Origin of the sequence: Rhodocaloribacter litoris, assembly GCF_011682235.2 — a bacterium.
Taxonomy (GTDB): domain Bacteria; phylum Bacteroidota; class Rhodothermia; order Rhodothermales; family ISCAR-4553; genus Rhodocaloribacter; species Rhodocaloribacter litoris.
Map to the genome: position 1 here is coordinate 310,174 of NZ_CP076718.1, position 25,542 is coordinate 335,715.

Below are 25,542 nucleotides of genomic sequence, written 5' to 3' on the forward strand. Positions count from 1 at the left end.
ACGTGTTCACCCATGGTACAACGGGATACACCGGAACCCCCGGCGACTTTCTCCTCCCCCACCCGGCACACCGCGCGTCCGTCGCCTGCCGAAGCCCCTTCCCGCCCGGCGACCGGCACCACGGACCTCCGGCTGCACCTGATGCAGCAGATCGCGCGTGCCATCACCGCCAACCGCTCCCCCGGCGAGATCGTCCGGCTGGCCGTGGACCTGATTGCCCGGCACCTCCCCGACTGCCGCGTCGCTTTTTCCACCCTCGACGAAGCCGGTCGCCTGCACGTCGAATACGACCGGGCACCGGACCGGATGCCTTCGCTGGCCGGGTGCGAGCTCGACCTGACGACCGCGCCCCGTTTCCTCCAGGCCCTTCGCCAGGACGAGCCGATATGCCTTGCCGACGTGGAGAAGGACGAACGCCTGGCCCCCCTGACCGGCCCGATCACCGCGCTGAAAACCCGCGCGGCGATCTATGCACCGCTGCACCACGGCGGCGATCCGGTCGGCCTGTTGTGCATCGGAACGGACACGCCCCGCGCCTGGCCGGACGACACCGTCGCGTTGTTCCGGGAGGCCGCGTCGTTCCTGGCACTGGCCCTTCACGATGCCCGCATGCGGGCCCACCGGGCCGAAACCGAAGCGGCGCTCCGCGAGAGCGAGGCCCGCTTCCGCACCCTCGTCGAAGCCTCTTTCGAGGGCATCGCCGTCAACGTGGACGGGGTCATCGTAGAAGCGAACCAGGCCCTGGCCGACCTCTTCGGCTACGACCGGGCCGAAGACATGATCGGCCTGACCGCACGCGACCTGCTCGCCCCCTGCGACCATGAGCGGGTCTATCGCAACATCCGGCAGCAAACCGAAGCGCCCCAGGAATACACCGGGCGAAAACGCAGCGGCGAAACCTTCCCGCTCGAGGCCATCGGAAAGAACACCCTGCACCGTGGCCGCCCCGCCCGCATCACCGGTTTTCGGGATCTGACGAAGATACGCCAGGTCGAGCGCGAGCGGGCCCACCTGCTGGAGGAAACCCGGCGGTCGCTCGCCCGCATGGAGGAGCTCTACCGGCTCAGCCGCGCCCTGCTCCACGTCAACAACCTGGCGGAAGCCCTGCAGGCCATCACCGACGGCCTCACCCGGACGCTCTCGGCCGAACGGGTGGCCCTCCTTCTGCTGAACGAAGAGGACACCGAGGCCGAACCGTTCATCAGCACCGGGGCCTCCACGCCCCTCTCCGACGGCTTCAGGGACCTGGTGTGGCGGCTGAACCGGCACATGCTGCAAGCCCGGCAACCGCTCCTGCTGGCCCGGGAAGCACCCGACCCGACCGGCCACCTGGATCCGGCCACGCGCCGGGCGCTGGACTGCGGCGCCCTCATCGCCGTCCCCCTGCAGTTCAAGGACCGGCCCGCGGGCCTGCTCGTAGCCGCCAACGGCCTGAACGGGCCGGACTTCACCTCCCTCGACGTGGCCCTGATGGTCGCCGTCGCCGGGCAGGCCTCCATCGCCATCGAGAACGCCCGGCTGTTCCGGCGGCACGTCCGCCACGCCGAAGAGCTGGCAACCTTCTCCAACCGGCTGAAACAGCTCCACCACCTCAACACGTCCGTCTATCCGGACCTCTCCGCCCTGCTCAACGCCTTCCTGGAGACCGGCTGCCGGCTCTTCGGCATGCAACAGGGATACGTCACCTACCTCAGCGAAGACACGCTCACCGTGCTGGCAGCCAGCGACCCGGCGCCGTTCGGCGACGACCCGCCGTCGCTGCCGCTCGACGAGACGTTCTGCCGGGAGGTGGTCGAACACCGGCAAACCCGTGCCTGCGCACAGGTGGGGCAGGATCCGGCGCTGGCCGCTACCCGCCTCTACCGGGAAACGGGGCTGGAGTCGTACATCGGCACGCCCGTGCTGGTGGAAGGAACCCTCTTCGGCACGCTCAACTTCGTGGATCCCCGGCCGCGCTCCCACCCGTTCGCCGCCCACGACATCGAGCTCATCGAACTGATGGCCGAAAGCCTGGGCCGCTACCTGACCCTGGCCCAGAAGGAACAGGACCAGCAACAGGTACAGGAAGACCTCAAACGCTACACGGAAGACCTCGAGGCCGCCAAGCAAACGCTGGAACAGCAGGCCGCGGACCTGGCCACGATGGTGGCCCAGCTGGAAGAGGCACGGCACCATGCCGAGGAGACCACCCGCGCCAAGAGCGACTTCCTGGCCAACATGAGCCACGAGATCCGCACCCCCCTCAACGGCGTCATCGGCATGATCGAGTTGCTGCGCGAGACGCCCCTGACGGACGAACAGCGCCAGTACGTCGACACGATCCACGCCAGCGGCGAGGCCCTGCTGAACCTCATCAACGACATCCTCGACCTTTCCAAGATCGAGGCCGGCCGGCTGGAACTGGAACAGGCGCCGTTTGCCCTCTGGGACCTGATCGAAGGCGCCCTGGACGTGATCGCCCTCCGCGCTGCCGAGAAAGGGGTGGCCCTGGCGGCCGAGGTGGCACCCGACGTGCCGGCCCGGCTCCTGGGCGACCTGACGCGGCTCCGCCAGATCCTGGTCAACCTGCTCGGCAACGCCGTCAAGTTCACCGAAGAAGGCGAGGTGGTGCTGTCCGTGGCGGCAACCCGGGAAGACGAGGGCACCGTCAGGCTGCATTTCGCCGTGCGCGACACGGGCATCGGCATCCCCGCGGACCGGCTGGAGCAGATCTTCGAAACGTTCACCCAGGCGGACAGCACCACCACCCGGCGGTACGGCGGCACGGGGCTGGGGCTGGCCATCTCACGCCGCCTGAGCCGGATGATGGGCGGCACCATCCGGGCCGAGAGCCGGGTCGGAGAAGGCTCGACGTTTCACGTCACCGTGCAACTGCACCCGGCCGGCGACACCGAACCTCCCACGCCTTCTTTCGAGGGGCGGCACGCGCTCGTCGTCGAAGCCCACGAGGCCACGCGGCAGATGCTGGCCCGCCACCTCGAAGCCTTCAACCTGCGGGTGCAAACCGCCGCCACGGCGCAGGAAGCCCGGCCGCACCTGGCCGGTGCCGACCTGCTGCTGGTGGACTCCTCCCTTCCCGAGCTGTACGACCTGCTGCACGAGGCCGGCGAGCGCCCCACCGGCCTGCTGCATCCGGTCGGCCGGCGCATGCCCTCCGACCTGCCCCCCTCCACCGTCGTGCTCAGCAAGCCCGTGCACCGGGACCACCTGCTCGACCTGCTCTACCGCGCTTTCCGGCCGGAGGAAGCCTGCGAAACGCCCTCCGACGCCCCGGCGGACCGGCCGGCCTCCGGGCGCACGCTGCGCATCCTGCTGGCCGAAGACAACCCCGTCAACCAGCAGGTGGCCCTCCGGATGCTCCAGCAGCTGGGACACGACGCCCGCGTGGCCGCCAACGGCCGGGAAGCCGTCGAGGCACTCGAAAACGATGCCTTCGACGTCATCCTCATGGACCTGCAGATGCCGGAGATGGACGGCCTCGATGCCACCCGGGAGATCCGTCGCCGGTATGCACCCGACCGCCAGCCTCGCATCATCGCCCTGACGGCCAACGCCCTGCAAAGCGACCGCGAGCGCTGCCTGGAGGCCGGCATGGACGACTACATCTCCAAACCCTTCCGCCTGGAAACCCTCCGCCATGCACTGAAACAGGCTGCGACCCGCCCGGCACCGCCCAGCGTCACGGCGCCGCCCCCCGACCGCGACATGGCGGAAGCCCTCCTCGACGGGGCCGTCCTCGAAGAGCTGCGCAACATGCTGGGCGAGGACGACGACCCCGACTTCCTGCGCAGCCTGATCCGGGATTTCCTGCAAGACACCCGGCGCCTCCTCGACGAGCTACGACGGGCCTACCTCGAAAAAGACCTTCCGACCCTGCACCGGACCGCACACACGATGAAGTCGAGCAGTGCCCTGTTCGGCGCCGTCACGTTCTCCACCCTGTGCAACGAGCTGGAACAACTCGCCGAAGCCGGCTCCCTGGAAGGGGCGGACGCGCGCATCGCCCGGCTCGAAAAGCAATACGAGCACATCAAGGCGGCGCTGGAACGGGTCTGAGCGCGACGTCTTCCTCCGGAACGGTATCCCCGTCCGGTGCGTCCCCTGCGGATGCCGGAGGCGCCCCCTCGCCGGCCTGCCGCCGGCGCCGGATCTCTTCCCGCCAGGCCCGGTCAAGGTAGGCATAGTCCCGCGCCCGCAACGCTTCGTCGCCGAACGGCACACAGTGAAAGCCGAAGCGTACGGGGGAGAGGTTGGCCCGGGGCGCACTGCTCAGATCGAGCAGGCCGGCCCGGACGAGCCCCCGGCGAAACTCGCCGTGCAACTGCCCGAGCACACAGCACGACCCGTCGGCCAGGGCCAGCGTGTCCGGTTCCAGGCGACGGTACCAGCCGGGATCGACGGCGTCCAGGTAGGCGGCTCCCCGGGCAGCCCGCTCCCGCGCCGCCGCCGGCGTCACCCGCCGCACCAGCCGCCGCTCCCGCCAGTTTCGAAGACGATCGATCATATGCCTGTTCCCTCGACCAGCCCGACCGGCCATCCGCCGGACCAAGACCTCCCTGCCTACAACGAGCCACCGCGCCCGAAGTTGCCCTTTTCCGCCGGCTGCTCCCGGATCCCGTTCGTCCTGCTGGTCGTCTTCCTGGCCGGGTGCGGGCGTGCCCCCGCCCCCGAGCCCGACCTGGCCCGTGCGTCGTGGGAGGAGATCGAGCGCCTGGCCCGCGGGCAAACGGTCGACCTGCTCATGTGGACGGGCGACCCGTACATCAACGCCTACATGCGCACCTACGTGATCCCCACGCTCCGGGAGCGCCATGGCATCACGCTCAACATCGTCCCGGGGCAGGGCAACCAGATCGTCTCGATGCTCATGACGGAGCGCGAGGCGGGCAAAACCGAGAGTGCGTTCGACATGATGTGGATCAACGGCGAGACGTTCTACCAGCTCCGCCAGATCGACGCGCTCTACGGCCCCTTCACCGAGCGGCTCCCGAACGCCCGCTACATCGACTTCGACGATCCATTCATCGGCATCGACTTCCAGCAACCGGTCGACGGCTACGAGATGCCGTGGGGCAACGTGCAGTGGATCCTCATCTACGACAGCGCCCGCGTGAGCGACCCGCCCCGCACGCCGGAGGCGCTGGCCGCCTGGGTGAAGGCCCACCCCGGCCGCTTCACCTTCGATACCTCCTTCACCGGCATGACCTTCCTGAAAACCCTCCTCATCCACTTCGCCGGCGGCCCCGGCCGCCTCTCCGGCCCCTTCGACCCCGAAACGTACGCCCGCCACGCACCCCGCCTCTGGCGCTTTCTCAACGAGATCAAACCTTATCTCTGGAAACGCGGTGAAACGTTCCCCGCCAGCGTCACCCAGCTCCACCAGCTCTTCGCCGCCGGGGAGATCGACTTCACGATGAGTAACAACGACGGCGAAGTGGATAACAAAGTGCTCCAGGGGCTTTTCCCGGAGACGGCACGTGCCTACGTGCTCGACGGCGGCACCATCCGGAACACGCACTACCTGGGCATCGTGAAGACGGCTCCGCACAAGGCCGGCGCCCTCGTGGTGTGCAACTTCCTGATCTCGCCCGAGGCCCAGCTCAAAAAGCTCGACCCGCAGGTCTGGGGCGACGGCACGGTCCTCGACCTCGACCGGCTGCCTCCCGCCTGGCAGGAGCGCTTCCGCAACGTCTCCGGACGCCGCTTCGCCCCCGACCGGGCCGCGATCCGGGACCGGGCCCTCCAGGAACCGGATGCCACCTACATGATCCGCCTCTATGACGACTTCCGCCGCGAGGTCATCGGGCGCTGAACGCCTCGCAGGCCGGAAACGGTTTTCGAAACGCAACCCGCTCCAAACAACCCTTGTTTCGCACGGGCCACAACGACCGTCCGGGCGCGCTGGGACTGGCGCTCTTCATCCTGATCGCGCTGCTGCCGATCGGGTTCAGCCTGGGGTATGCCTTCGCCTACAGCGTGGGGCTGACGGGGCTGCTGAGCGAGGGACCGACGGGCCGTCACTGGGCGCAACTGCTCCGGGAGGGCGAGATCTGGGCGTCGTTCGGGCTGAGCCTGTACGTGGCCGCCGCCACCGTCGTGCTGGGTGTCAGCGGAGCGCTCCTGCTGGTGCTGTACCTGCGTCGCCCGCTGCGCCGGGGGGTGCTGGCCTACCTGATCTACCTGCCGCTGGCCCTCCCCGCCACGGTGACGGCCTTCCTCACCTACCAAGTCCTTTCCAGCACCGGCTACCTGGCCCGCTGGCTCCTCGCCCTCGGCCTGCTCGAGGAGGCGTCGCAGCTGCCGGGGCTGGTCAACGATGCCGGCGGGGTGGGCATCATCGCGGCGCACGTGGGCATGGCCGTGCCGTTCTTCACCCTGCTTTTCCTCCACCTGTACGACAGCGAAAAGCTGGACGCCCTGACGGACCTGGCCCGGACCCTCGGCGCGGGCCGGCGTGCCTGCCTTTACCGGGTCACGGTGCCGATCCTGCTCGCACGCGCCCGCCCGAACATCGTCCTGCTCTTCATCTTCGTCCTCGGCTCCTACGAGATCCCGCTCCTGCTGGGCCGCCAGGCACCGCAGATGGTGTCCGTGCTGGCGATGCGCAAGTATGCCCTGTTCGACCTCACGGAAAAGCCCGAGGCGTTCATCATCGCGCTGCTCTATACGGCACTCGTGCTGTTGCTCCTCATCGCGGGTATGCGTGACGGCACCGTGTTCCGGCGCGGGAGGGAGACCCCATGAGCACCGCCACGCTGGAGCCCCGGACGAAGACGGCCCCGCTGCGCCGGCTGGCCGCGCTCGCGGTGGGGGCCGCGTGCCTCTTCCCCTTCGCCTACCTCCTGCTGCTCTCGCTGGCACGGCGCTGGCCCTTCCCCGCCCTGTGGCCCGACGGGTTCCAACCCGACCGCTGGCACGACGTCCTCTCCGGCACCGGCAACCTGGCCGCCGGCTTTGCCCTCTCCGGCCTGATCTCCCTGACCGTCGCCGCCCTCTCGACGGCCGCCGGCTACGTCACCGGCAAATACATCGCCTATCATCCCCGCCGGCAAACGCTGCTTTTTCTGGCCTACATCCCCTTCATCATGTCGCCGGTGATTCTGGGAACGTGCCTGATGTATCTTTACCTGAAAGCCGGCCTGGCCGGCAGCACGACGGGCGTCATCCTGGCCCAGTCGATGTTTGCCTACGGCTTCGGCATCGTCTTCTTCAGTGCCTTCTGGAACCCGGAAGTCAAAGCGCTCGAAGACCTGGTCTTCACCCTCGGCGGCAGCCGCCTCGATGCCTACCGGCGGGTGCTGCTGCCCGTCTCCAGGGGCCCGCTCCTGGTCTGCTTCTTCCAGACCTTCCTGATCTCCTGGTTCCAGTACGGCCTGACGTTGCTCATCGGGACGGGTAAGGTGCAGACGCTGCCCCTCCTGGTCTACGCTTACCTCAACGAGGCAAACGTGCACTATGCGGCCATGGCGGCCTGCCTGCTGATCCTCCCCCCCGCCCTCCTGCTGTGGATCAACAAACGCTTCGTCTTCAACGAGATGCGGGAGTTTTAACGCCGCGTCAACCGTCCCCGGCAAACCTTCCCACCTTGACCCGAAAGCCTGGCGCCCTTTTCACCCTCGAAAGCTGCCCACCGGGTCATGCGTCCAACCCGATCGCCACGGCCCAGAAATTTTCCCCGGCCCTTTGCAACCTGCAACCCGAAATCCCCTAATTTCCCCCTGTGACCAGCCATCCCACACCGGCCACCGCATGTTCCTCGAGGTACAGCATCTGGTGAAGACGTTCGGCCCGGAGCGGGTCCTGCGGGAGGTCAGCTTCGGCGTGGCGGCGCACGAGACGCTGAGCATCCTCGGACCGTCGGGCTGCGGCAAGACCACGCTGCTGAAGATCATTGCCGGGCTGGAGACGCCGGATGCCGGCACGATCCGGCTGGCCGGTGAAGACCTCGGCGGCGTACCGCCCCAGCGGCGCGGCATCGTCTACCTCTACCAGGAGCCCCTGCTCTTCCCCCACCTCGACGTCTTCGAGAACATCGCCTTCGGCCTGCGGCTGCGCCGGGTCGATGCGGCCATGCTCCGGCGGCGCACCGACGAGATGCTCGCCAGCCTCGAACTCTCCGCCCATGCCCGCAAAAAGCCGCACCAGCTTTCGGGCGGGCAACGGCAGCGTGTCGCCTTCGGACGGGCCATCATCGTCAACCCCCGGCTGCTCCTGCTCGATGAACCGTTCGCCAGCCTCGACGTCGACATCCGGGCCAGCATGCAGCGCCTCTTCCGCCACCTCGCGCGCCGCTACCGCATCACCTCGCTGTTCGTGACGCACGACCTGAAGGAAGCCCTGCTCGTGGGCGACCGCATGGCAAGCCTGCGGCGAGGATGCCTGAAGACCTACCCCTCGAAAGAAGCGTTCATCGACGACCCCGAGACCGGGGTGCAGCGCGAGATCGATTTCTGGGAGACGCTCCGCAACCCGATCCCACAGCCGGGAGACGACGATGCCCGGAGCGCATAGCGCGTGGTGCGTAGTTTCGAGGTCCCAGCCTGACGTATCCCCTGTGTTCGTATGTCCGCCGATCTTTCCGTTGCCGTCATCCTCGGGAGTGCCTTCGGGGCCGGGCGTCTCGGCGACCTGTCCCTCCGGCCGGTCGATGTCGGGACGCCGTGGGGCCGGCAGACGCTCCACCGCGTGGACCACGTCGAACGACCGGCCTATGTGCTCTTCCGCCACGGAACGCCGCATCGCCTGCTGCCGAACCAGATCAACTACCGCGCCCAGGCCGCCGCGCTGCGGGCCGTAGACTGCGGCGCCCTCGTCGTGACCAGCTCCGTCGGCGTGCTCGACCCCACCCTGCCCCTGTTCCGCCTGCTCCTCGTCGGCGACCTGCTCATGCCGGAGAACCGCCTGCCGGACGGCAGCACCTGCACCATGTTCCCCACCCCCTCGCCGGAGCACGGCCATCTGGTGCTCAGCGAAGGGCTCTTCTCCTCCGCCCTCGGCAGCCAGCTCCGCCGCCTGGCCGAAGACACGGGCGAGGCGATCCACCCGGACGCGGTCGTCTTCGCCTATGCCGGCGGGCCGCGCACGAAGACGCCCGCCGAGAACCGCCTGTGGGCCCGCCTCGGAGCCCAGGTCAACTCGATGACGCTTGGACCGGAGGTGGTGCTCGCCAACGAGCTGGGCATCCCCTGTGCCGGCCTCGTGGCCGGGCACAAATACTCGGTGCCGGACGTGCCAAACCTCGAAGACGCCGGCTCGGTCGAGGCCTCGCTCGCGGCGGCCCGGCAGGCGATGGAACGGGTCGTCACCACCTTCCTCCGGCATGGAAAGCCCGTTCCCTTCGGCAACCACCTCTACCGCTTCGGCGCTCCCTGACCCGCCGCACCCTGCCGTGGTGCGTATGGAGCACCGCTGCCCGGACTATTTCCAGGTGGCGCGGAGCACCCGGAGCCAGTTCTCGTACGCCAGTTTGCGGAGGGCCGCCGCGTCGTACCCGGCCGCCCGGAGTGCCTCGAGGAGGCGGGGCAGCCCGGCGGCATCGCCCAGAGCGCGGGGGATGACCGTGCCGTCGAAATCCGAGCCGAAGGCCACGTGGTCGATGCCGATGCGGTCCCGGATGTAGTCGATATGACGCACGAGGACCTCGAGCGGCGTTTCCTCCACCCGGCGCCCGTCCGCCCGCAGGTCGTACACGGAAAAGTTGAGCCCGACGACCCCGCCGGAGGCGCCGATGGCGTCGAGTTGCCGGTCGGTGAGGTTGCGGCTGGAGGGACTCAGCGCGTGCACGGCGGCATGGGTGACGACGAGCGGCGCCTCCGAGAGAGCGGCCACGTCCCAGAAGCCGCGCTCGTTGAGGTGGGCCAGGTCGATGAGAATGCCCAGCCGGTTGCAGGCCCGCACGAGCGCCCGGCCGGCTTCCGTCAACCCCGGCCCGATGTCCGGCGCGTGCGGGAAGCGAAAGGGCACCCCGTAGCCGAAGGCGTTGGGGCGGCTCCACACGATCCCGAGCGACCGCAGCCCGGCCCGGTAGAACACCTCCAGGGCATGGAGGTCCGGGTCGATGGCCTCCGCCCCTTCGAAGTGCAGGATCATGGCGAACACGCCCCGTGCCAGGCAGCCGGCGAGTTCGTCGGCCGAGCGCACCACCCGCACCTGTCCCTCCGAAGCGGCCTCGATCCGAAAGAGCCGGGCCGTCAGGGCCATCGCCGTCCGCAGGGCATAGCCGGGGTCGATGGCCGGGGCATAGGGCACGGCGTACCCGTCCTGCGTCGCCGCGGCCTGGCGCGAGCCGGTCGCACCGGGCTCCGGGGGCGGCACGAAGACGGCAAAAAAACCACCGCCGAGGCCACCGGCCCGTGCCCGGGGCAGATCCAGATGCCCCTCCCGGCCCGGCTGAAAGAAGGCCCGTTCGGGCAGGCCGTTCACATGCAGGCGCAACAGGGTGTCGTTGTGACCGTCGAGAACGGGCAGATCAGCGCGGGGTGCCATCGGAGCGTCGTGCAAACAGGGTTGTGGAGAAAAGGGGAGCCCTCCCTACCGGGCGGGGAAGGTGACGGCCCGGGTCAACACCCGGCGCGCGCCGGTTGCCGCCTCGGTGACCCGCACGGTGAGAAGGTGCGGGCCGGGGTCGGGGCGACCGGGATCGAGGCGCAGGGCCAGCGCATCGTCCGGGCCGGGGGCGGTCTGGACGAAACGCAGGGCGACCGTCGCCCGTGCCGCCTTGCCGGGCACCTCGTCGAACGGCTTCCGGATCCCGCCCCGGTCGCGGCCGCTACCGGCCGGGTCGCGGGGCAGCAGTACCGCCTCGACCGTGTAGGACCGTGTGCCGCCGGGAGCCGGCGAGAGGCCATACACTTCGAAGTACAGGTAGAGCGGCTGCCCGGGTGCGAGGGTGTCCCACGGCACGGGGCGGATGTACAGGTCTCCCCGGCGGATCCATCCCGGACGTTCCTCGCCGTCGTCTTCGGGAGTGGCCGTTGCCACCGTGTCGGCCAGGAGCAGGTCGCCGGTGGCCAGGCCGGGCCCGGACAGGTCCGGCACCGTGAGGTCCACGCGCTCGACGCCGTACGCCACGCCGGGCCCGGCCGCGAGCTCAACCGCCAGCGTATAGTGCCCCGGCGGGACCGCCAGGCAGTACGCCGCCCGCCCTGGCTCCCGAAGGCGCATGGCTTCCCGTACGGGCTGCATGCGCGTCCGGCGCGCCGAGGCCCGGACGCCGGACGCGTCGAGCAGGAAAGCCCCGGTTTCGATGGGGGGCGGCAGGGCCTCCCCCGCCGGGTGGGCAAAGGCGGTGCACACCTCGGTTCGTCCCTCCTCCCCCTTGAAAACGGCGGCGACGTGCGGCAGGCGGACGCGGCGGCCGGGCCCCTCGTAGACGTATCGCTCCGGTGTCCTTCGGAGGACGGCCCGCGCTTCGAGTTCGGGATCGGCCCCCCCCGCGGTGGCCGGCGGCGTATAGAAGCGTAAATCCCCGTTTCGAAAAGGATCTTCGAGGTAGAACGTGACGACGTCCCCGCGCGTAGGTGCCGGGTAGATCCACACCTTGCCGGCTCCCGCTGCTTCCCCGAGGACGGCGCCGTAGGGGGAGGTGGCGAGCATGGGGTCCCGGGGCAACCCGTATCGCACCACGAGATCGCCGGGGACGGTTTGCCACCCGGGTCGCCCGCGGTCCGGATCGCCGAAGAGCAGGTCGGCCAGGACCCGCCGGGCATAGTGTGCGTTGCGGCGTTCGTTGGCCGGGGTGAGCAGCAGGGGATCGCGGGTGGTCCAGAACGCGGCAGTATCCCGCGGCGGTGCCCCGTCCGGCAGGAAGTACCCGAGATCGTCGAAGGCATCCCGCATGCCGGGTCGCATACGGGCCAGGGCCCCTTCAAAACGGGTGGCGGCCTCTCCGGCGCGGCCCTGTGCATGGGCCACCAGGCCGAGGTACAGCCAGGTCGCCGGATCGTCGGGGCGATGGCGGCGCATCACCTCGAGGAACGGTTCGGCCTCGTCGAGCCGCCCGGTATAGGCGAAGAACCGCATCGCCACGGCATAGGTCTCGGCGGCTGCCGGCGCGGCGTGCAGGAGCCGCTCGAGGTACTGCCGGGCGGCTGCGGCGGCCTCCTCTGCCCGGCGGGCGAAGTAGCGGGTGTGATGGCGGCGGGTGCGGTAGACGTTCCACTGGAGTTCGTCCAGTGCGAGGCGGGCCCTCTCCGCCAGGGCCAGCGGATGGCCGGGGTCGAGCGCCAGGAGCCTTTCGGCAAGGAGCCGGTGCGTGGCCAGGCGTTCATGGCGTGGGGCATGCCCCGGATCGGCGCGGTAACGTGCCAGCTCGGCGGCGAGCAGCCGCACCTCTTCCGGCTGCCCCGGCTGCGCCCCGGCCGCACCGGCCAGCAGCAGCCCGGCCAGCAACACCAGGCGCCACCGGTTCGGCGGCCTGTCAGCGGTTGGTTCCATCGGGAAAGACCCGCCGCCGGCCGGCCCGGCTTCAGACCGCCTCGCCGACGGCTTCGAGACGAACGCCCAGCAGGCCCATGGCCTCATAGGTGGCGCCGGCAAAGGCCGGGTTCGTCGCGGCCACCTCCGCCATGATCTGCTTCGGCCCGCGGTACTTCATCTCGACGCCCAGGCGGGCGGCCACCTCGGGCAGGCTCACCCACCCGGGCTGGCAGTCGACCTGGTTACCCTCGTTGTACCACCGGTCGAACGGCGTGCCGTGGCGGTCCGGACGGCCCAGCTTCAGTTCCTTCATCAGCCACCGGTGCACGCTGCGGATGGCCTTGGCGGGGCGCACACGCTGCGCATGCCCGTCGCAGTTGACGTACGTGCCCACCGTCTCGACGACCATCGCCGCCGGCAGCGCCACATCGGCCACGGGCAGGGTCTGGTTCGTGGTGTGATAATGGTGCAGGATGACCGGGATGCCAGCCAGCTCGGCGGCGGAGAACAGCCCGGCGGCCACGGGGTCGTCCTCGAGCACATAGACGGCCCGGATCTCGCCGGCCTCCATCTTCGCACGGACGGCCGCCTCATCGACGGGCCGGATGCCCAGGCGCTCGCAGCCCTGGGCGTTCGGCGTGCGGTCGTCCGTCCGCAGCCAGCCGTCGCCGTGGCCGGGTTCGATGTGGGGGATGTAGACCGGCGCATCCGCGCCACGGGCTTCGGCCAGCTTCGAGAGCAGGTAGTTGTCCTCCACGGTGGCATAGGCCGAGCCGAGGAACAGGATGCCCCGGCCGTCGATGCCGCGCAGCAGCTCGGCGGCGCGGTCGTAGGCGGCTTCCCAGGAGGCCGGCGCCCCGTCGACGGCCGGCCCCTCGGGGCGGTTCTCATTGAACTTGCGGTAGTCGAGCCGGTCCTCGTCGGGCAGCCAGTATTCGTTGACGGCCATGTTCTCCCGCGCGGTGACGCGGAGGACCAGGTTGTCCCGCACCCAGTAGTAGCAGTTCGACCCCTTGGCGTTCGTCGTCGTGATCGAGGGGGCGCTGCTCATCTCCCAGATCCGTGCCTTGAACCGGAAGTCGATGGAGGTGAGGGCGCCGACCGGGCACAGGTCGATCACGTTCATCGAGTACGGCTCGTCGAAGACCACCCCGGGCGGGGTCATGGGGTAGTTGCGCACGCCGCGCTCGATGATGGTGAGCTGGTGGCTCTTCGAGATCTCGTCCGTGAAGCGGGTGCACCGTGTGCAGTTGATGCACCGTTCGGCGTCGAGCATGACGCGGGGGCCCAGCGGCACGTGCTTCGGCTTGTGCACCTTGCGGAACTCGAAGCGCGAGCCTTCGGGGCCGTACTTGTAGGCCTGAATCTGGAGCGGGCAGTGCCCGGCCTGGTCGCAGATGGGACAGTCCAGCGGGTGGTTGATGAGCAGGAACTCGAGCGTGTCCTCCTGTGCCCGGGCCACCTTCTCGCTGGTGCGGTGCGTGCGGATGACCATGCCGTCGGTGATGTCCTGCGAGCAGCTCGTCATCAGCTTGGGCATGAACTGGATCACCGGATGGCCGTCCTTGTCCAGCTTCGGCTGCCCGGTCTCCCGGTCGATCACCGGCGTGCCGACCTCGACCAGGCACTGCCGGCAGTTGGCCGGGATGGACATGGCCGGGTGGTAGCAGAAGTGCGGCAGTTCGATGCCGTGATCCAGACAGAACTGGAGCACCTTCGGGCGCCCTTCGAACTCGAAAACCTGGTCGTCTATCGTGACTTTCGGCATGGCATGTCTACTTGGTCGTGAGGGAGCGAGACGTCGTCTCAGGCGTCGCTCGCCGCCGCTTCCTTTTCCACCAGCACCCCGCGGGCGATCATCTGCAGCTCCGTGTGCGGCGCTGCGCCGGCGTCGTGCTCCTCGCCTTCTTGCGGGGCGTGACCGGCATCCTCCTCGTAATGGTCGTGCATCGCCTTCGTGACCTCGTGCGCGGCCAGTTCGCCGTAGACGACGACCCGCTTCCCGCTCAGGTCGGTCGGGACGGTGAAGACGTACGCCCCGGCTTCGTCCCGCGGCACGTGGATGCGGATGTTCTCGCCCTCGGCCTGGAGCGTCAGCCAGCAGCCGGCGGCCCGGCAGACCTCGGCCACGCGGCCCTCCACCTTGACCGCCCGACCGGCATAGTGGGCCCGCTCGGCCAGCACGGCCTCGACGGGCACGGCATCCTCGGGCTGAAAAGCCTCACCATAGACCGCATAACCCGCCAGGGGGTCTACCCCGGCCGGCTTCTCGGCGCCGCAGGCGGCAAGGCACACGAGCAGTAAGATCGGCAGGATCGTACGCATGGCTTCCTCCGGTTTAACATCAGGCCGGCACGCCGCCGGCGGGCACCAGGCTCGGGCGGCACTTGGCTTCGAACTCTTCACGGAAGCGGTTGACGGTGTAGCGCACGGGCCAGGCGGCGGCGTCGGCCAGGGCGCAGATGGTGCGCCCCTCCATCTGCGTGCACAGGTCCAGCAGCAGGTCCAGGTCGCGCAGGTTGCCCTCGCCCTCGTCGATGCGGGTGACGATGTTCTCCAGCCAGCCCGTCCCCTCGCGGCAGGGGGTGCACTGCCCGCAGCTCTCGTGGGCGTAGAAGTGCGTCACGCGGCGGAGCCAGGACACCATGTCCGTGTCCTCGTCCAGGACGAGCAGGCCGGCCGTGCCCATCATCGAGCCGGCCTCGCGGAGCGACTCGGCGTCCATCGTTACGCCGTCGATCATGTCGGCCCGCAGCGGTGGCGTGGAGCTGCCGCCGGGGATGACGGCCTTGAGCTTCTTGCCGCCGCGGATGCCGCCGGCCACCTCCTGGATCAGGTCGGTGATGAGCATCCCCGTCGGGTACTCGTAGACGCCCGGCCGGTTGACGTGGCCCGAGATGCCGTAGAGCACCGGCCCCGGGTGCTTCTCCGCGCCGATCTTCGCGTACCACGCACCGCCCCGGTTGAGGATGAGCGGCACGCACGCCAGCGTCTCGACGTTGTTGATGGTGGTCGGGTAGCCCCAGATGCCGCGCTGCGCCGGGAAGGGCGGCTTGATGCGCGGGTAGGCCCGCTTGCCCTCCAGGCTCTCCATCAGGCTCGACTCCTCGCCGCAGATGTACGCCCCGGCGCCCTTGTGGATGACGATGTCGCAGGAGAAGTCGGACCCCATGATGTTCTTGCCGACGTAGCCCTTCGCGTAGGCTTTCTCCAGCTCCCGTTCCATGTGGCTGATCCAGTCGGCGTACTCGCCGCGGACGTAGAGGTAGGCGGCCCTGGCCGAGATGGCATAGCAGGCCAGGAGCATCCCCTCGAAGACGAGGTGGGGGTTGTACTCCATGAGCTGCCGGTCCTTGAAGGTGCCGGGCTCGCTCTCGTCGCCGTTGCAGCAGAGGAAGCGCGGGACGTTGGGATCGACCGGTGGCATGAAGCTCCACTTGAGGCCGGTGGGGAAACCCGCGCCTCCACGCCCGCGCAGGCCGCTTTCCTTGACCTCTTCGATGATCGTCTGCGGCGTCCACTTGTCCGTCGTGAGCGCCTCGCGCAGCGCCTTGTAGCCGTCGTGCTGTTCGTAGACCTCCAGGCGGTGGAGGTCTTTGATCGGCGGCAGGAGCACGCGCCGGTAGTTGCGCCAGTCGCCCGCTTTCGTTTTGCTGGAGTTTGCTTCCATGAGGCTGTATACGGCTAACAATCGTTCACGATCAGGGCAGCAGGTCGGCCACGGGCAAGGCGGCCTCGGGTCGGAACGCGGGCGCCACGGCCTCGCCGGGCCCCAGCGTGCTCTTGGTGCGGTACGTATCGCCCGAAGGCTCGCGGTAGACTTCGAGCGTCCCCTCGCTCAGGTTGACGATCCAGTACTCGGGGATGCCGGCGCGGGCATACACCGCCAGCTTGCGCCCCCGGTCGAGCTCGAGCGACGTGTCGGCCACTTCCACCACGAGCAGGGCGCGCTCGGGGTGGGCCTCCACGTAGTCGCGCGGCCCACCCGGCACCACGGCGACGTCCGGCTCGGGCTCGCTGAACGCGTCGAGCGCCAGCGGCAACTGCGAGCGCACGTCGTATCCTTCCGTAAAAACGGAACGCAGGGCATTCTCAACCAGGCGAATCGCCGTAGCGTGACGGCTTCCCTGTGGACTCATCTCGATGATGTCTCCATCGATCAACTGGACGCGGTCCTCCGGCCGGAACACCCCCGCTTCGATCATGCGGTCGTAGGCCGCCCGGGTCCACCGGTGGGGGCGGACGGACGGACCATCGCCGCCCGCCGCTCGCTTCGCCCTCGATGGTATGTTTCCGCCGGCAACGCCCATGGATGTTCTCTGCACAGGTGGGTTCACACGCGATGCCCCCCTTCGCCCGGCTCCTCGCCCGGGCCCGCCAGCACCGCCGGTGCGACAGGCCCCTCGGCCGGGGCGGCCTGCCCGGCCCGTGCGATGGCCTCGCGCGCACGGCGTTCGGCGGTATGGTGGAGCGCACGCACCATGCGGGCTTATTCGAGCGTCTTCGAGACGGGCGGGGTCACGTACGTGGCCGTCTGCGGCGCGTCGGTGCGGCGGTTGCCGCCCATCTCGTCCTCGTCCTGCGGGAGCGTCACCGACGTGAAGGCCGGCATCTTCCCCGCCCGCAGGTCCTCGAGGAGCCGGTCGATCTTCTCCTCGGTCAGGTTGAAGACGTACGGCCCGTTCGTCACCTGGAGCACCGGCGCCGAACCGCAGGCGCCCAGGCACTCGACCTCCTGGATCGTGAAGAGCCCGTCCTCGGTCGTCTCCCCCTTCTTGATGCCCAGCTTTTCTTCCAGGTAGTGCAGCACGTCGTAGCCGCCACAGACCTGGCAGGAGAAGCACGTGCACACGTCGAGCACGTACTTGCCCATCTTTTTCTTGTAGTACTGCGTGTAGAAGGTCGCCACGCCGTAGACCTGCGCATAGGGCAGGCCGAGCGTATCCGCCACGAGACGGATGACCTCCGGCGGCAGGAAGCCGAACTTCTCCTGGGCCAGCCACAGCGTGCGCATCACCGCGCCGTCGGCCGTGGGATAGCGCGCCACGTAGGCTTCGATCTGGCGCTTCTCCTCGTCGGTGAAGACCAGCTCCTCCGTCGAGAACACCGGCTCTGGATCGCGTTCCGGCAGGGGCACCACCGGGTGTTTGATGAAATCAGCCATGTCTCCGTGTCGACGTGTGGGTGGAAGGAAACCCGGCCGTCTGCGCGCCGAGCTTCCCCACGTGCACACCGTTATGCATTATTTGTCCGCTTCGCCCATGACGGGGTCGATCGTGCCGATGAGGATGACCATGTCGCCCATCATGGCGCCTTCCATCATGTACTCGAGGCCCTGCAGGTTGGTGAAGCTCGGCGCATTGATCCGCACGCGCCAGGGGTTGCCGGTGCCGTCGGATTCCAGGTAGAAGCCCAGCTCGCCCTTGGGCGCCTCGATGGCGTGGTAGCACCAGACCCCCTTCGGCGGGCAGACGCCCGTGTCCGTATAGAGGAAGTCGTGGATCATCCCCTCCATCGAGTAATAGACCTCGTTCTTCGACGGGTAGGCCTTCTTGGCATCGTCGTTGCGGATGGGGCCGTAGACACGGGGGATGCGGTCGAGGCACTGCCGGATGATGCGGGCGCTCTCTTTCATCTCGTCCATGCGCACGAAGTACCGGGCCAGCGAGTCGCCCTCGGTGCGGATGGGGATGTTGAAATCCACCTCCTCGTACTTGAGGTAGGGCTCGAAGCGCCGGATGTCGTAGGCGACGCCGGAGCCGCGCAGGTTCGGGCCGGTCATGCCCAGTTCGACGACCTCCTCGGCCGTGAGCACGCCGATGCCCTCGTTCCGGTCGATCCAGATCCGGTTGCGGTTGAGCAGTTTCTCCCAGCCGGCGATCGAGTTTTCGAACTTGTCCAGGAAGGCCGCGATCATGGCCAGGTGCTCGTCCGTGACGTCGGAGGCCAGTCCCCCGATGCGGCTGTGCGAGACGGTCAGGCGGGCGCCGGTGACGTGGTCGAAGATGTTGTAGATGTCTTCGCGGTGCTCGAAGCACCAGAGGAAGACCGAGACGGCGCCGGCATCCATCAGGCCCACCCCCAGCCAGAGCAGATGGGCCGAGATGCGGGCCAGCTCGCACATCATCATGCGGATCCACTGGGCCCGCTCCGGCACCTCGATGCCCGCCAGCTTCTCGACGGCCAGGCACCAGGCGACGTTGTTCGAGTAGGGCGAGAGGTAGTCCATGCGGTCCGTGTAGGGCATGAACTCCTGGTACGTCTTGGCCTCGGCCAGCTTCTCGATGCCGCGGTGCAGGTAGCCGATGTCGAGGACGCACTTCTCGATGGTCTCGCCGTCGAGCTTGACGGCGCAGCGGAGCACGCCGTGCGTGGCGGGGTGCTGCGGCCCGATGTTGAGCACCATCTCGTTTTCGAGCGGGTCCGGGGCCAGGTCTTCCGGCGTGCGGTGCCGCTCTTCCAGCCAGGCGTGTTTGCTTTCGAGGCGGCGATAGAGGGCCTCGTTGTGGCGCGGCCAGAAGCGGAACTGTTCCTTGAAATCGAACGGGGAAACGATGCTGCTCATGATCCTGCAGGTCGGCGGCGAAAATCGACCGGTGCCCCCTCACTCTTCGGTGAACTCGGAAGGAGGCTCCTCGTAGCTCTTCGGCGGCTTCGCACCGTGGGCCGCCGGGAACGGATCGCGCGTGAGCTCGCCCTCGGGCGTCTGGGGCGGCAGCGGCAGCGAGCCCGGGATGCCCAGCAGCGGGAATTCCTTGCGGAGCGGGTGGTACTCGAAGTCCTCCGGCATGTACATCCGCCGCAGGTCCGGGTGCCCCTCGAAGCGGATGCCGAACATGTCGTAGCACTCGCGCTCGTTCCAGTTGGCGGCCCGCCAGACGCCCGTGAGCGAGGGCACGGTCATGTCGTCCTCATCGACGCGCACCTTCAGGCGGATCCGCTTGCCGGCGTCGATGTTGACCAGGTTGTAGAAGACCTCGTAGCGGTCCTCGTCGGTGAAGCGGTCGATGCCGCCGCAGTCGACGAAATAGGTGAAGCCCTGCTCCTCGCGGAGAAAGCGGGCGATCTCGACGAGCCGCGCCTTGTCCACGCGCACGGTGTGCTCGTTGGCGTAGAGCGTCACCTCCTCGACGGCGTCGCCGAAGCGTTCCCGGAGTGCCTCGACCACCTCCGGCACGTAGGTCGTTTTCTTCGCGTGGGGGTTGCTCAGGTCGGCTCCCGGCCTGGGCGGGTCCACCGGCGTGAAGTGAAACTTCAGGGTTTCGTGTTGCGGGGGACGGCTCGTCGAGTCGGGCATGGCGGGTCCGTGCTTCACGTTTCACGTTCCACGTTTCACGTTGCCGGGGCGGGCACCGGAGACGCGGAACCGGCAACCGAAAACTATTCCGGATGATAGAGGAGGCCGGGCGAGACCTCCTCCTCGCCCACCGGGGCCATGAGGCGGGGGCGGGCCGGCGGCGGAGCGGGACGCTTGTCGCCGTGGATCAGGTCGTCCGCCACGGAATACTCGTTGCGGATCTTCTCCTGGATGTCCATCAGCGCGTGGATGACGGCTTCGGGGCGCGGCGGGCAGCCGGAGATGTAGACGTCGACCGGGAGGAAGTTGTCGCAGCCCTGGACCACGCCGTAGCAGCGGTGCATGCCGCCGGTAGACGCACAGGCTCCCATGGCGATGCACCACTTCGGGTCGGCCATCTGGTCCCAGACGCGGCGGATGGCATGTGCCATCTTGTAGCTGACCCAGCCGGCCACGATCATCAGGTCGGCCTGGCGCGGCGAGAAACGCATGGCCTCGCTGCCGAAGCGGGCCACGTCGTACTTCGGCGCGGCGAACGCCATCATCTCGATGGCACAGCAGGCCAGGCCCATCGGCATCGGCATGAGCGAGTTCGACCGCGCCCAGTTGAGCACCGCATCGACGCGCGTCGTGAGAAAGCCCTCTTTTACCAGGACGGATTCGAGTCCCATGGTCCTATCGGCGAAGGTTCGTGTCGGTGGGGTGGGCCGGACGCTTGTATGTACCAGGGACGGGCGGGTTTCGGTGACTTTCAGTTAAAACTGAAAACCGGAACGCCCTCGCCTGCGCCCCGGCCTCAGTCGAACTCGAGCCCTCCTTTCTTGATGTCGTAGAGCAGCCCGATGGCCAGGATGAGGATGAAGAGCACCACCACGCCGAGCACACCGGCCCCGGCCCCCGCGTCGAGGAAGTCGTGGTAGCTGACGGCCCAGGGATAGAGGAAGACGACCTCGACGTCGAAGACGATGAAGATCATCGCCACGAGGTAGAACTTGACCGTGTAGCGTTCCCGGGCCGTGCCGACGGGGTCCATCCCGCTTTCGTAGGCGCGCTGCTTGATGTAGTTGGGCCGGCGCGGGCCCAGGAGTTCGGCCGCCTTGAGCAGCGTGAAGGCCAGCCCCCCGGCCAGCACCATCGTCAACAGCAGCGGTATGAAGTCGGTCAGCATAAGCCCCTGGCGACGTCCACGGCACGTCCCGGCGTGAAAAGGCACCACCTGCTGCGCGAAAAGACGGCAGCAGGGCGAGAAGAACCGGGGTTGAAGCTACCGAATCGCTTTCTGGGAGTCAACGCGAAAAGGCTTGAAGAATGGACAAATACAACGGCCCCCCGGGATGCCGCCGGTTCCGGGGGGCCGTTGCGCCGCTGCGTTACCAGCGTCAGAACGTATAGGTCAGGCGGGCAATGCCCATACGGCCGAGCTTCGGGGCCCCGATGAACTCGCGGTGCTCGTTGTCGAGGACATTGTTGATGCCCACGTCGAAGCGCAGGCCCTGCAACTCGCCCCGGAAGGCATAGCCCAGGTTCAGATCCAGGAGGAAGTAGCTATCCACCATGCCCTGATAGGGGCCGGAGCGTACGGGAAAGCCGTCGCTGTACCGCGCGGCCAGGCCGGCCGAAAAGCCGGAGGCCCCGTCGTAGTTCGCACCGGCCTTGAACTTGAACTTCGGCGCGTTCAGGGCCACCGAGAGGTCGGTGTTCGCCTCGTCGAGCTCCTCGTTGTCGAAGAAGTCGTCGCTGACGAAGGAGACGTTGCCGAAGAAGCCGAGTTCACGGGTGGCCATCACCTGCACGGCCGCATCGAAGCCCCAGTAGGTAATCTTACCGAAGTTGCGGTAGGAGAGCATCAGTTCCGGCGTGTTGCCGGGTCCGGGGTTGTTCTCCCGCGCCTGCACGATGGCGACGGGGGTATTCGCCCCGGGCAGCTGGCTGCCGGCCAGCCCGACGATGAGGGCGGCCGCCGCCTGGGGGGAGATGCCCATCTGTGCCAGCGCCCCGGCCAGCTGGACATTGTTCTGGATGCCGCCGGCCAGGGCCACCGTCAGATCACCCGCCAGCGTGGGAACGAAGACGAAAGGCGTCTCCATCGCCAGGGGACCGACGAAGTCTTCCTTCTGCGCCCAGTAGCCATCGACGGCAAAAAGGACACGCTCGCCGAGGATCCCTTTGTAACCGACCTCGACGGTCTGGGTGATGGTCTGATCGAGCGGTTTGATGTCGGTGAGATCGCTGACGGGGTCGAAGCCGAGCGTGCTCAGGTTGAGCTTGCCCAGGCGACCGCGCGTGAAGCCCTGCACCTGCGTGAGCTGGGGATTGAGCAGGGCCACGAGGGCCGCCGCCGTCTGGGCATCGATCGGGATCCCCTGAGCCTGCAGCATGGCCGCGAGCTGGGCCGGCGGAATGGCGGCAAGCCCCTGGTAGAGGGCGGCGTAGGTGGCCTCGAGGGACAGGCCGACGGGCTGGGGCAGGCCCAGGGCCGCCGGGTTCAGGCTGGAAGCCACCAGATCGCTGCCGAGCGGGCTGCCGTCCGGCGTGGGCAACCCGGCGAAGGCGGGGTTGCGCTCCCAGGTGAAGCCGCTGGCCGCCCCCCGCCCCCGGATGATGATGTTCGTTCCCGGGAGCTGCCCGGCGACGATGTCCAGGAAAAGCGAGTTCGTGCCGGGTGAAGAAAAAGCCCGGTTGTAGGTGGCCCGCACGGTATGCGAGGGGGTGGGTTTGAAAACCAGCCCCGCCCGGGGCGAGACCTGGAAGGTCTCGACGACGTTGTTGTAGTCGCCGCGGGCCGCCAGCACCAGGTCGAGCTTCGGTGAGATCGCCGTCGTCGACTGGGCGTAGACGCCGTACTCGTCGATGTTGTCGTTTTCGTCGTTGCGGCCGAGGATGGTGCCGTCGGTGTCCGGGCGCGTCAGCTCCAGGTCGACGCCGACGATGAGCTGCTCGCGCCCGTCGGCGAACTCGAAGTCGTACTGGGCCTGTGCATTAAAGAGGAGGCCTTTGTCGACGACGCGCGTGCCGATGTTGTCGGGTGCCGAGGCATCGTAGACGAACGAGTCGCCGGCGTCATTCTTGTTGACGTAGACCTGAACGAAGAAGCGGTCTACCTGAAGCCGGAGCTGGCCATAGCTGTACCCGAAGCCGTCGGCCTGCACCGTGCCGATGCCCGAGAGGACCGTCGCCTTGAGCGACGAGAAGCCGCCGTTGGCCGTGATCGAGACCCGGTCGTTGGGGCGAAACTCCAGCGTGCCGTTGAGGTTCAGCTTCTCGTAGTCGTTGTTGCGGACGCCGTCGGTCTCGATCTGTACCCGGTCGATGGGGTCGTTCGGGTCGAGTTCCCAGTCCTCGGCCTGGCTGTAGGCCCCGGTGACCTTGTAGCCGAGCCGGCCGGCGGCGAGCACCCCGGCGTGCCGCCCCTGGATGCCGAAGAAGGAGCGCTCCCCGCCGCTGACGGAGATCGTCGTGCCCGGATGGGTGAACGGATCCTTGGTGATGAAGTGCACCACCCCGGCATCGACGCCGGGACCGTAGAGGGCCGAACCGGGCCCGCGCACCACCTCGACGCGGTCCAGGTCGATGTTCAGGTTGGGCATGATGCTGTAGACGTTCACGCCCAGGGACGGCACGGCCGCCTGGCGATAGTCCGTCAGCACATACGTTGCACCGGAGAAGGCGTTGTTGAAGCCCCGCAGCACCATCTCCCGGCGGTCGACGCCGGTCTGGGCCATGTCCACCCCCGTGGTGTTGCGCAGGGCCTCGACGGCGTTGGTGCCGACGCTCTGCTCCACCTCGCGAGCGGTCAGCACCGAGATCGATGCCGGTGCATCGAGCACCTTCTCCGCCCGGCGCGAAGCCGTCACGATGACGGTGTTCAACTCGAAGCCGGCCTGCGTCAGGCCGACGTCGACCGTGGCGTTCTCGCCCGCCGCAAGCGTCACCGGCACCTCGGCCTCCTGATAGCCCACGAAGCGGACCCGCAACGTATAGCTTCCGGAAGCCACCCCGGCGATCCGGTAGCGGCCGTCGACGTCCGTGGCCGTCCCCGTGACCATCCCGCCGCCCTGCAGCAGCAGCACGTTGGCGCCGGCCAGCGGCCCCCCGTCAACGGCGTCGGTCACCCGGCCGGAAATCGAGGCGGTCTGCGCCCGGGTCGCCGGTGTCCCCAGCATCCCAAGCACCGCGAGAAGCACACAGATGCGTAGCGTCTGGCACATATTTCTCTCCGAATGATGAGATGAGCAAAAGGGGTTTTCCCCCTCACCTGCGCGCCAAAAATAGGACGGCCCCGCCTAAAAGTCATGTGCCGGCCCGGATTTTCGTAACCGCTTCCGGGTCGCCCGGCCTCAGGGTATCCGCAGCGGAGACGGAGAGAAGCCTGCCGGGTTGAAGGTCCCGGCACCATGGCGGGCCAAAGCAGGGACCGGCCCGTCACCGTTGCACGTTCAAGCCCCCCTCAAAGGCCGACCCGTTCAAAAATGTGGTCGACGTGGCGGAGGTGGTAGGCCGGATCGAACGCCTCGTCGATCTCCTCCCGGCTCAGATGCGCCCGGATCTCGGGATCGTTCGCGACGATCTCCTTGAACGACCGTTCCTCCTCCCAGGCCCGCATGGCCCGGGGCTGGACGAGGTCGTAGGCCGCCTCGCGGCTGAGTCCTTTGTCGATGAGCTTGAGCAGGAGACGCTGGCTGTTGTAGAGGCCGAACGTCCGCTCCATGTTGCGCCGCATGTGCTCCGGATAGACCACCAGTTCCTCGACGATGCCGGCGAAGCGGTGCAGTGCGTAGTGCAGGAGGGTGGTGGCGTCGGGCAGGACGACCCGCTCGACGGACGAGTGGGAGATGTCCCGTTCGTGCCAGAGCGCCACGTTCTCATAGGCCGAAACCATGTAGCCGCGCAGCAGCCGGGCACAGCCGGTGATGTTCTCCGACCCGACGGGGTTGCGCTTGTGGGGCATCGCCGAGGACCCCTTCTGCCCCTTGCCGAAGGCCTCTTCCACCTCGCGGACCTCGCTCTTCTGCAGGCCGCGCACCTCGACGGCCATCTTTTCGAGCGAGGCCCCGATGAGCGCCAGCACAGCCAGGTAGTGCGCGTGCAGGTCGCGCTGGAGCACCTGCGTCGAGATGGGAGCGGGCTTGAGGCCCAGCCGCTCGCACGTGAGCCGCTCGACCTCGGGCGGCAGGTGGGCAAACGTCCCGACGGCCCCCGAAATCTTGCCCACGCGCAGGCCCTCGGCGGCGGCCTCGAACCGCGCCCGGTTGCGGTTCATCTCGTCGTAGTAGAGGGCCATCTTCAGCCCGAAGGTGGTCGGCTCGGCATGGACGCCATGCGTGCGCCCCATCATGAGCGTGTACCGGTGTGCCCGCGCCTTCTCGGCCAGCGCCGCCCGCAACCGGTCGATGGCTTCCAGGATCAGGGCGTTGGCCCGCTTGAGCCGGTACGAGAGGGCCGTATCGACCACGTCGGACGAAGTCAGGCCGTAGTGCACCCACTTCTTCTCCGGCCCGAGCGTCTCGCTGACGGCCCGGGTGAAGGCCACCACGTCGTGCCGGGTCGTCTTTTCGAGCTCATGGATGCGCCGCACATCGAAACGCGCGTTCGCGTACAGCTTCTCGACGTCCTCTTTCGGGATCACGCCCAGCTCGGCCCAGGCGGCACAGGCGGCCAGCTCCACCTCCAGCCAGGACTGGTACTGCTGCTCCTCACTCCAGAGCTCCCCCATCTCGGGGCGGGTATACCGGTCGATCATGTTTCGGGATTGCGGGTTGAAGATTGTGGATTGCAGAGAGGCCGGGGTTCACCGCGACGGCGTCGACGGGGAACCCGGACCATGCCCC

21 protein-coding genes are annotated in these 25,542 nt (G+C 68.2%); 6 read left to right on the forward strand and 15 right to left on the reverse strand.

What is annotated here, in order from left to right; translation table 11 throughout:
* The first annotated feature begins 141 nt into the window (after positions 1-141).
* Complete coding sequence (locus GQ464_RS01215; RefSeq protein WP_228350491.1) at positions 142-4,056, forward strand: GAF domain-containing protein; 3,915 nt, start codon at positions 142-144, stop codon at positions 4,054-4,056.
* On the opposite strand, the gene GQ464_RS01220 is transcribed toward GQ464_RS01215, so the two are convergent.
* Positions 4,031-4,504 carry a hypothetical protein gene (locus tag GQ464_RS01220; protein ID WP_166977551.1) on the reverse strand — a complete coding sequence of 158 codons (474 nt, stop codon included), beginning with the start codon at positions 4,502-4,504 and terminating at the stop codon, positions 4,031-4,033. The two genes, GQ464_RS01215 and GQ464_RS01220, sit on opposite strands and share 26 nt — an antisense overlap.
* On the opposite strand from GQ464_RS01220, the gene GQ464_RS01225 reads away from it, so the two are divergent.
* The 5 genes from GQ464_RS01225 (at position 4,505) to GQ464_RS01245 (ending at position 9,372) form a co-directional block, all read left to right on the forward strand.
* Positions 4,505-5,812 carry an ABC transporter substrate-binding protein gene (locus tag GQ464_RS01225; RefSeq protein WP_166977553.1) on the forward strand — a complete coding sequence of 436 codons (1,308 nt, stop codon included), beginning with the start codon at positions 4,505-4,507 and terminating at the stop codon, positions 5,810-5,812.
* Positions 5,813-5,865: 53 nt separating this feature from the next.
* Positions 5,866-6,744: an ABC transporter permease subunit gene (locus tag GQ464_RS01230; RefSeq protein WP_166977554.1), complete on the forward strand. Its 879-nt coding sequence runs from the start codon at positions 5,866-5,868 to the stop codon at positions 6,742-6,744.
* Entirely contained in the window at positions 6,741-7,550 is an 810-nt protein-coding gene (locus GQ464_RS01235) for an ABC transporter permease (protein ID WP_228350492.1), read from the forward strand. Before GQ464_RS01230 ends, GQ464_RS01235 begins: the two co-directional genes overlap by 4 nt.
* A gap of 199 nt (positions 7,551-7,749) precedes the next feature.
* Entirely contained in the window at positions 7,750-8,511 is a 762-nt protein-coding gene (locus tag GQ464_RS01240; RefSeq protein WP_166977556.1) for an ABC transporter ATP-binding protein, read from the forward strand.
* A 51-nt stretch (positions 8,512-8,562) separates the two neighbouring features.
* Positions 8,563-9,372, forward strand: coding sequence for an MTAP family purine nucleoside phosphorylase (locus tag GQ464_RS01245; protein WP_166977558.1), 810 nt, complete (start codon positions 8,563-8,565; stop codon positions 9,370-9,372).
* A 45-nt stretch (positions 9,373-9,417) separates the two neighbouring features.
* Here GQ464_RS01245 and GQ464_RS01250 read toward each other — a convergent pair whose 3' ends face one another.
* The 14 genes from GQ464_RS01250 to purB form a co-directional block, all read right to left on the reverse strand.
* Positions 9,418-10,485 carry a dipeptidase gene (locus tag GQ464_RS01250; RefSeq protein ID WP_166977560.1) on the reverse strand — a complete coding sequence of 356 codons (1,068 nt, stop codon included), beginning with the start codon at positions 10,483-10,485 and terminating at the stop codon, positions 9,418-9,420.
* A 45-nt stretch (positions 10,486-10,530) separates the two neighbouring features.
* Positions 10,531-12,435: a GWxTD domain-containing protein gene (locus GQ464_RS01255; RefSeq protein ID WP_166977562.1), complete on the reverse strand. Its 1,905-nt coding sequence runs from the start codon at positions 12,433-12,435 to the stop codon at positions 10,531-10,533.
* A gap of 31 nt (positions 12,436-12,466) precedes the next feature.
* Positions 12,467-14,185, reverse strand: coding sequence for an NADH-quinone oxidoreductase subunit G (locus GQ464_RS01260; protein ID WP_166977564.1), 1,719 nt, complete (start codon positions 14,183-14,185; stop codon positions 12,467-12,469).
* 38 nt (positions 14,186-14,223) lie between these two features.
* Positions 14,224-14,742 (reverse strand): DUF4920 domain-containing protein, encoded by a 519-nt coding sequence (locus GQ464_RS01265; protein ID WP_166977566.1) that lies wholly within the window; start codon positions 14,740-14,742, stop codon positions 14,224-14,226.
* 19 nt (positions 14,743-14,761) lie between these two features.
* Complete coding sequence (gene nuoF / locus GQ464_RS01270) at positions 14,762-16,087, reverse strand: NADH-quinone oxidoreductase subunit NuoF (RefSeq protein ID WP_166977568.1); 1,326 nt, start codon at positions 16,085-16,087, stop codon at positions 14,762-14,764.
* A gap of 31 nt (positions 16,088-16,118) precedes the next feature.
* Positions 16,119-16,622, reverse strand: coding sequence for a Uma2 family endonuclease (locus GQ464_RS01275; protein ID WP_272493488.1), 504 nt, complete (start codon positions 16,620-16,622; stop codon positions 16,119-16,121).
* Positions 16,623-16,750: 128 nt separating this feature from the next.
* Complete coding sequence (locus GQ464_RS01280; protein WP_166977572.1) at positions 16,751-16,900, reverse strand: hypothetical protein; 150 nt, start codon at positions 16,898-16,900, stop codon at positions 16,751-16,753.
* Positions 16,901-16,906: 6 nt separating this feature from the next.
* A complete protein-coding gene (locus GQ464_RS01285) occupies positions 16,907-17,581 on the reverse strand; it encodes an NADH-quinone oxidoreductase subunit NuoE family protein (RefSeq protein ID WP_166977574.1) in 675 nt (224 codons plus the stop codon).
* Positions 17,582-17,659: 78 nt separating this feature from the next.
* Complete coding sequence (gene nuoD / locus GQ464_RS01290; RefSeq protein WP_166977576.1) at positions 17,660-18,982, reverse strand: NADH dehydrogenase (quinone) subunit D; 1,323 nt, start codon at positions 18,980-18,982, stop codon at positions 17,660-17,662.
* A gap of 39 nt (positions 18,983-19,021) precedes the next feature.
* Positions 19,022-19,714: an NADH-quinone oxidoreductase subunit C gene (locus GQ464_RS01295; protein WP_166977607.1), complete on the reverse strand. Its 693-nt coding sequence runs from the start codon at positions 19,712-19,714 to the stop codon at positions 19,022-19,024.
* Positions 19,715-19,797: 83 nt separating this feature from the next.
* Positions 19,798-20,385 carry an NADH-quinone oxidoreductase subunit B gene (locus GQ464_RS01300; protein WP_166977579.1) on the reverse strand — a complete coding sequence of 196 codons (588 nt, stop codon included), beginning with the start codon at positions 20,383-20,385 and terminating at the stop codon, positions 19,798-19,800.
* Positions 20,386-20,510: 125 nt separating this feature from the next.
* Positions 20,511-20,882, reverse strand: a complete 372-nt coding sequence (locus GQ464_RS01305) for an NADH-quinone oxidoreductase subunit A (protein WP_166977581.1) — start codon at positions 20,880-20,882, stop codon at positions 20,511-20,513.
* Between the two features lie 211 nt (positions 20,883-21,093).
* Positions 21,094-23,922 carry a TonB-dependent receptor gene (locus GQ464_RS01310; protein ID WP_166977583.1) on the reverse strand — a complete coding sequence of 943 codons (2,829 nt, stop codon included), beginning with the start codon at positions 23,920-23,922 and terminating at the stop codon, positions 21,094-21,096.
* Positions 23,923-24,161: 239 nt separating this feature from the next.
* Positions 24,162-25,454: an adenylosuccinate lyase gene (purB, locus tag GQ464_RS01315; RefSeq protein ID WP_166977585.1), complete on the reverse strand. Its 1,293-nt coding sequence runs from the start codon at positions 25,452-25,454 to the stop codon at positions 24,162-24,164.
* Positions 25,455-25,542 lie beyond the last annotated feature (88 nt).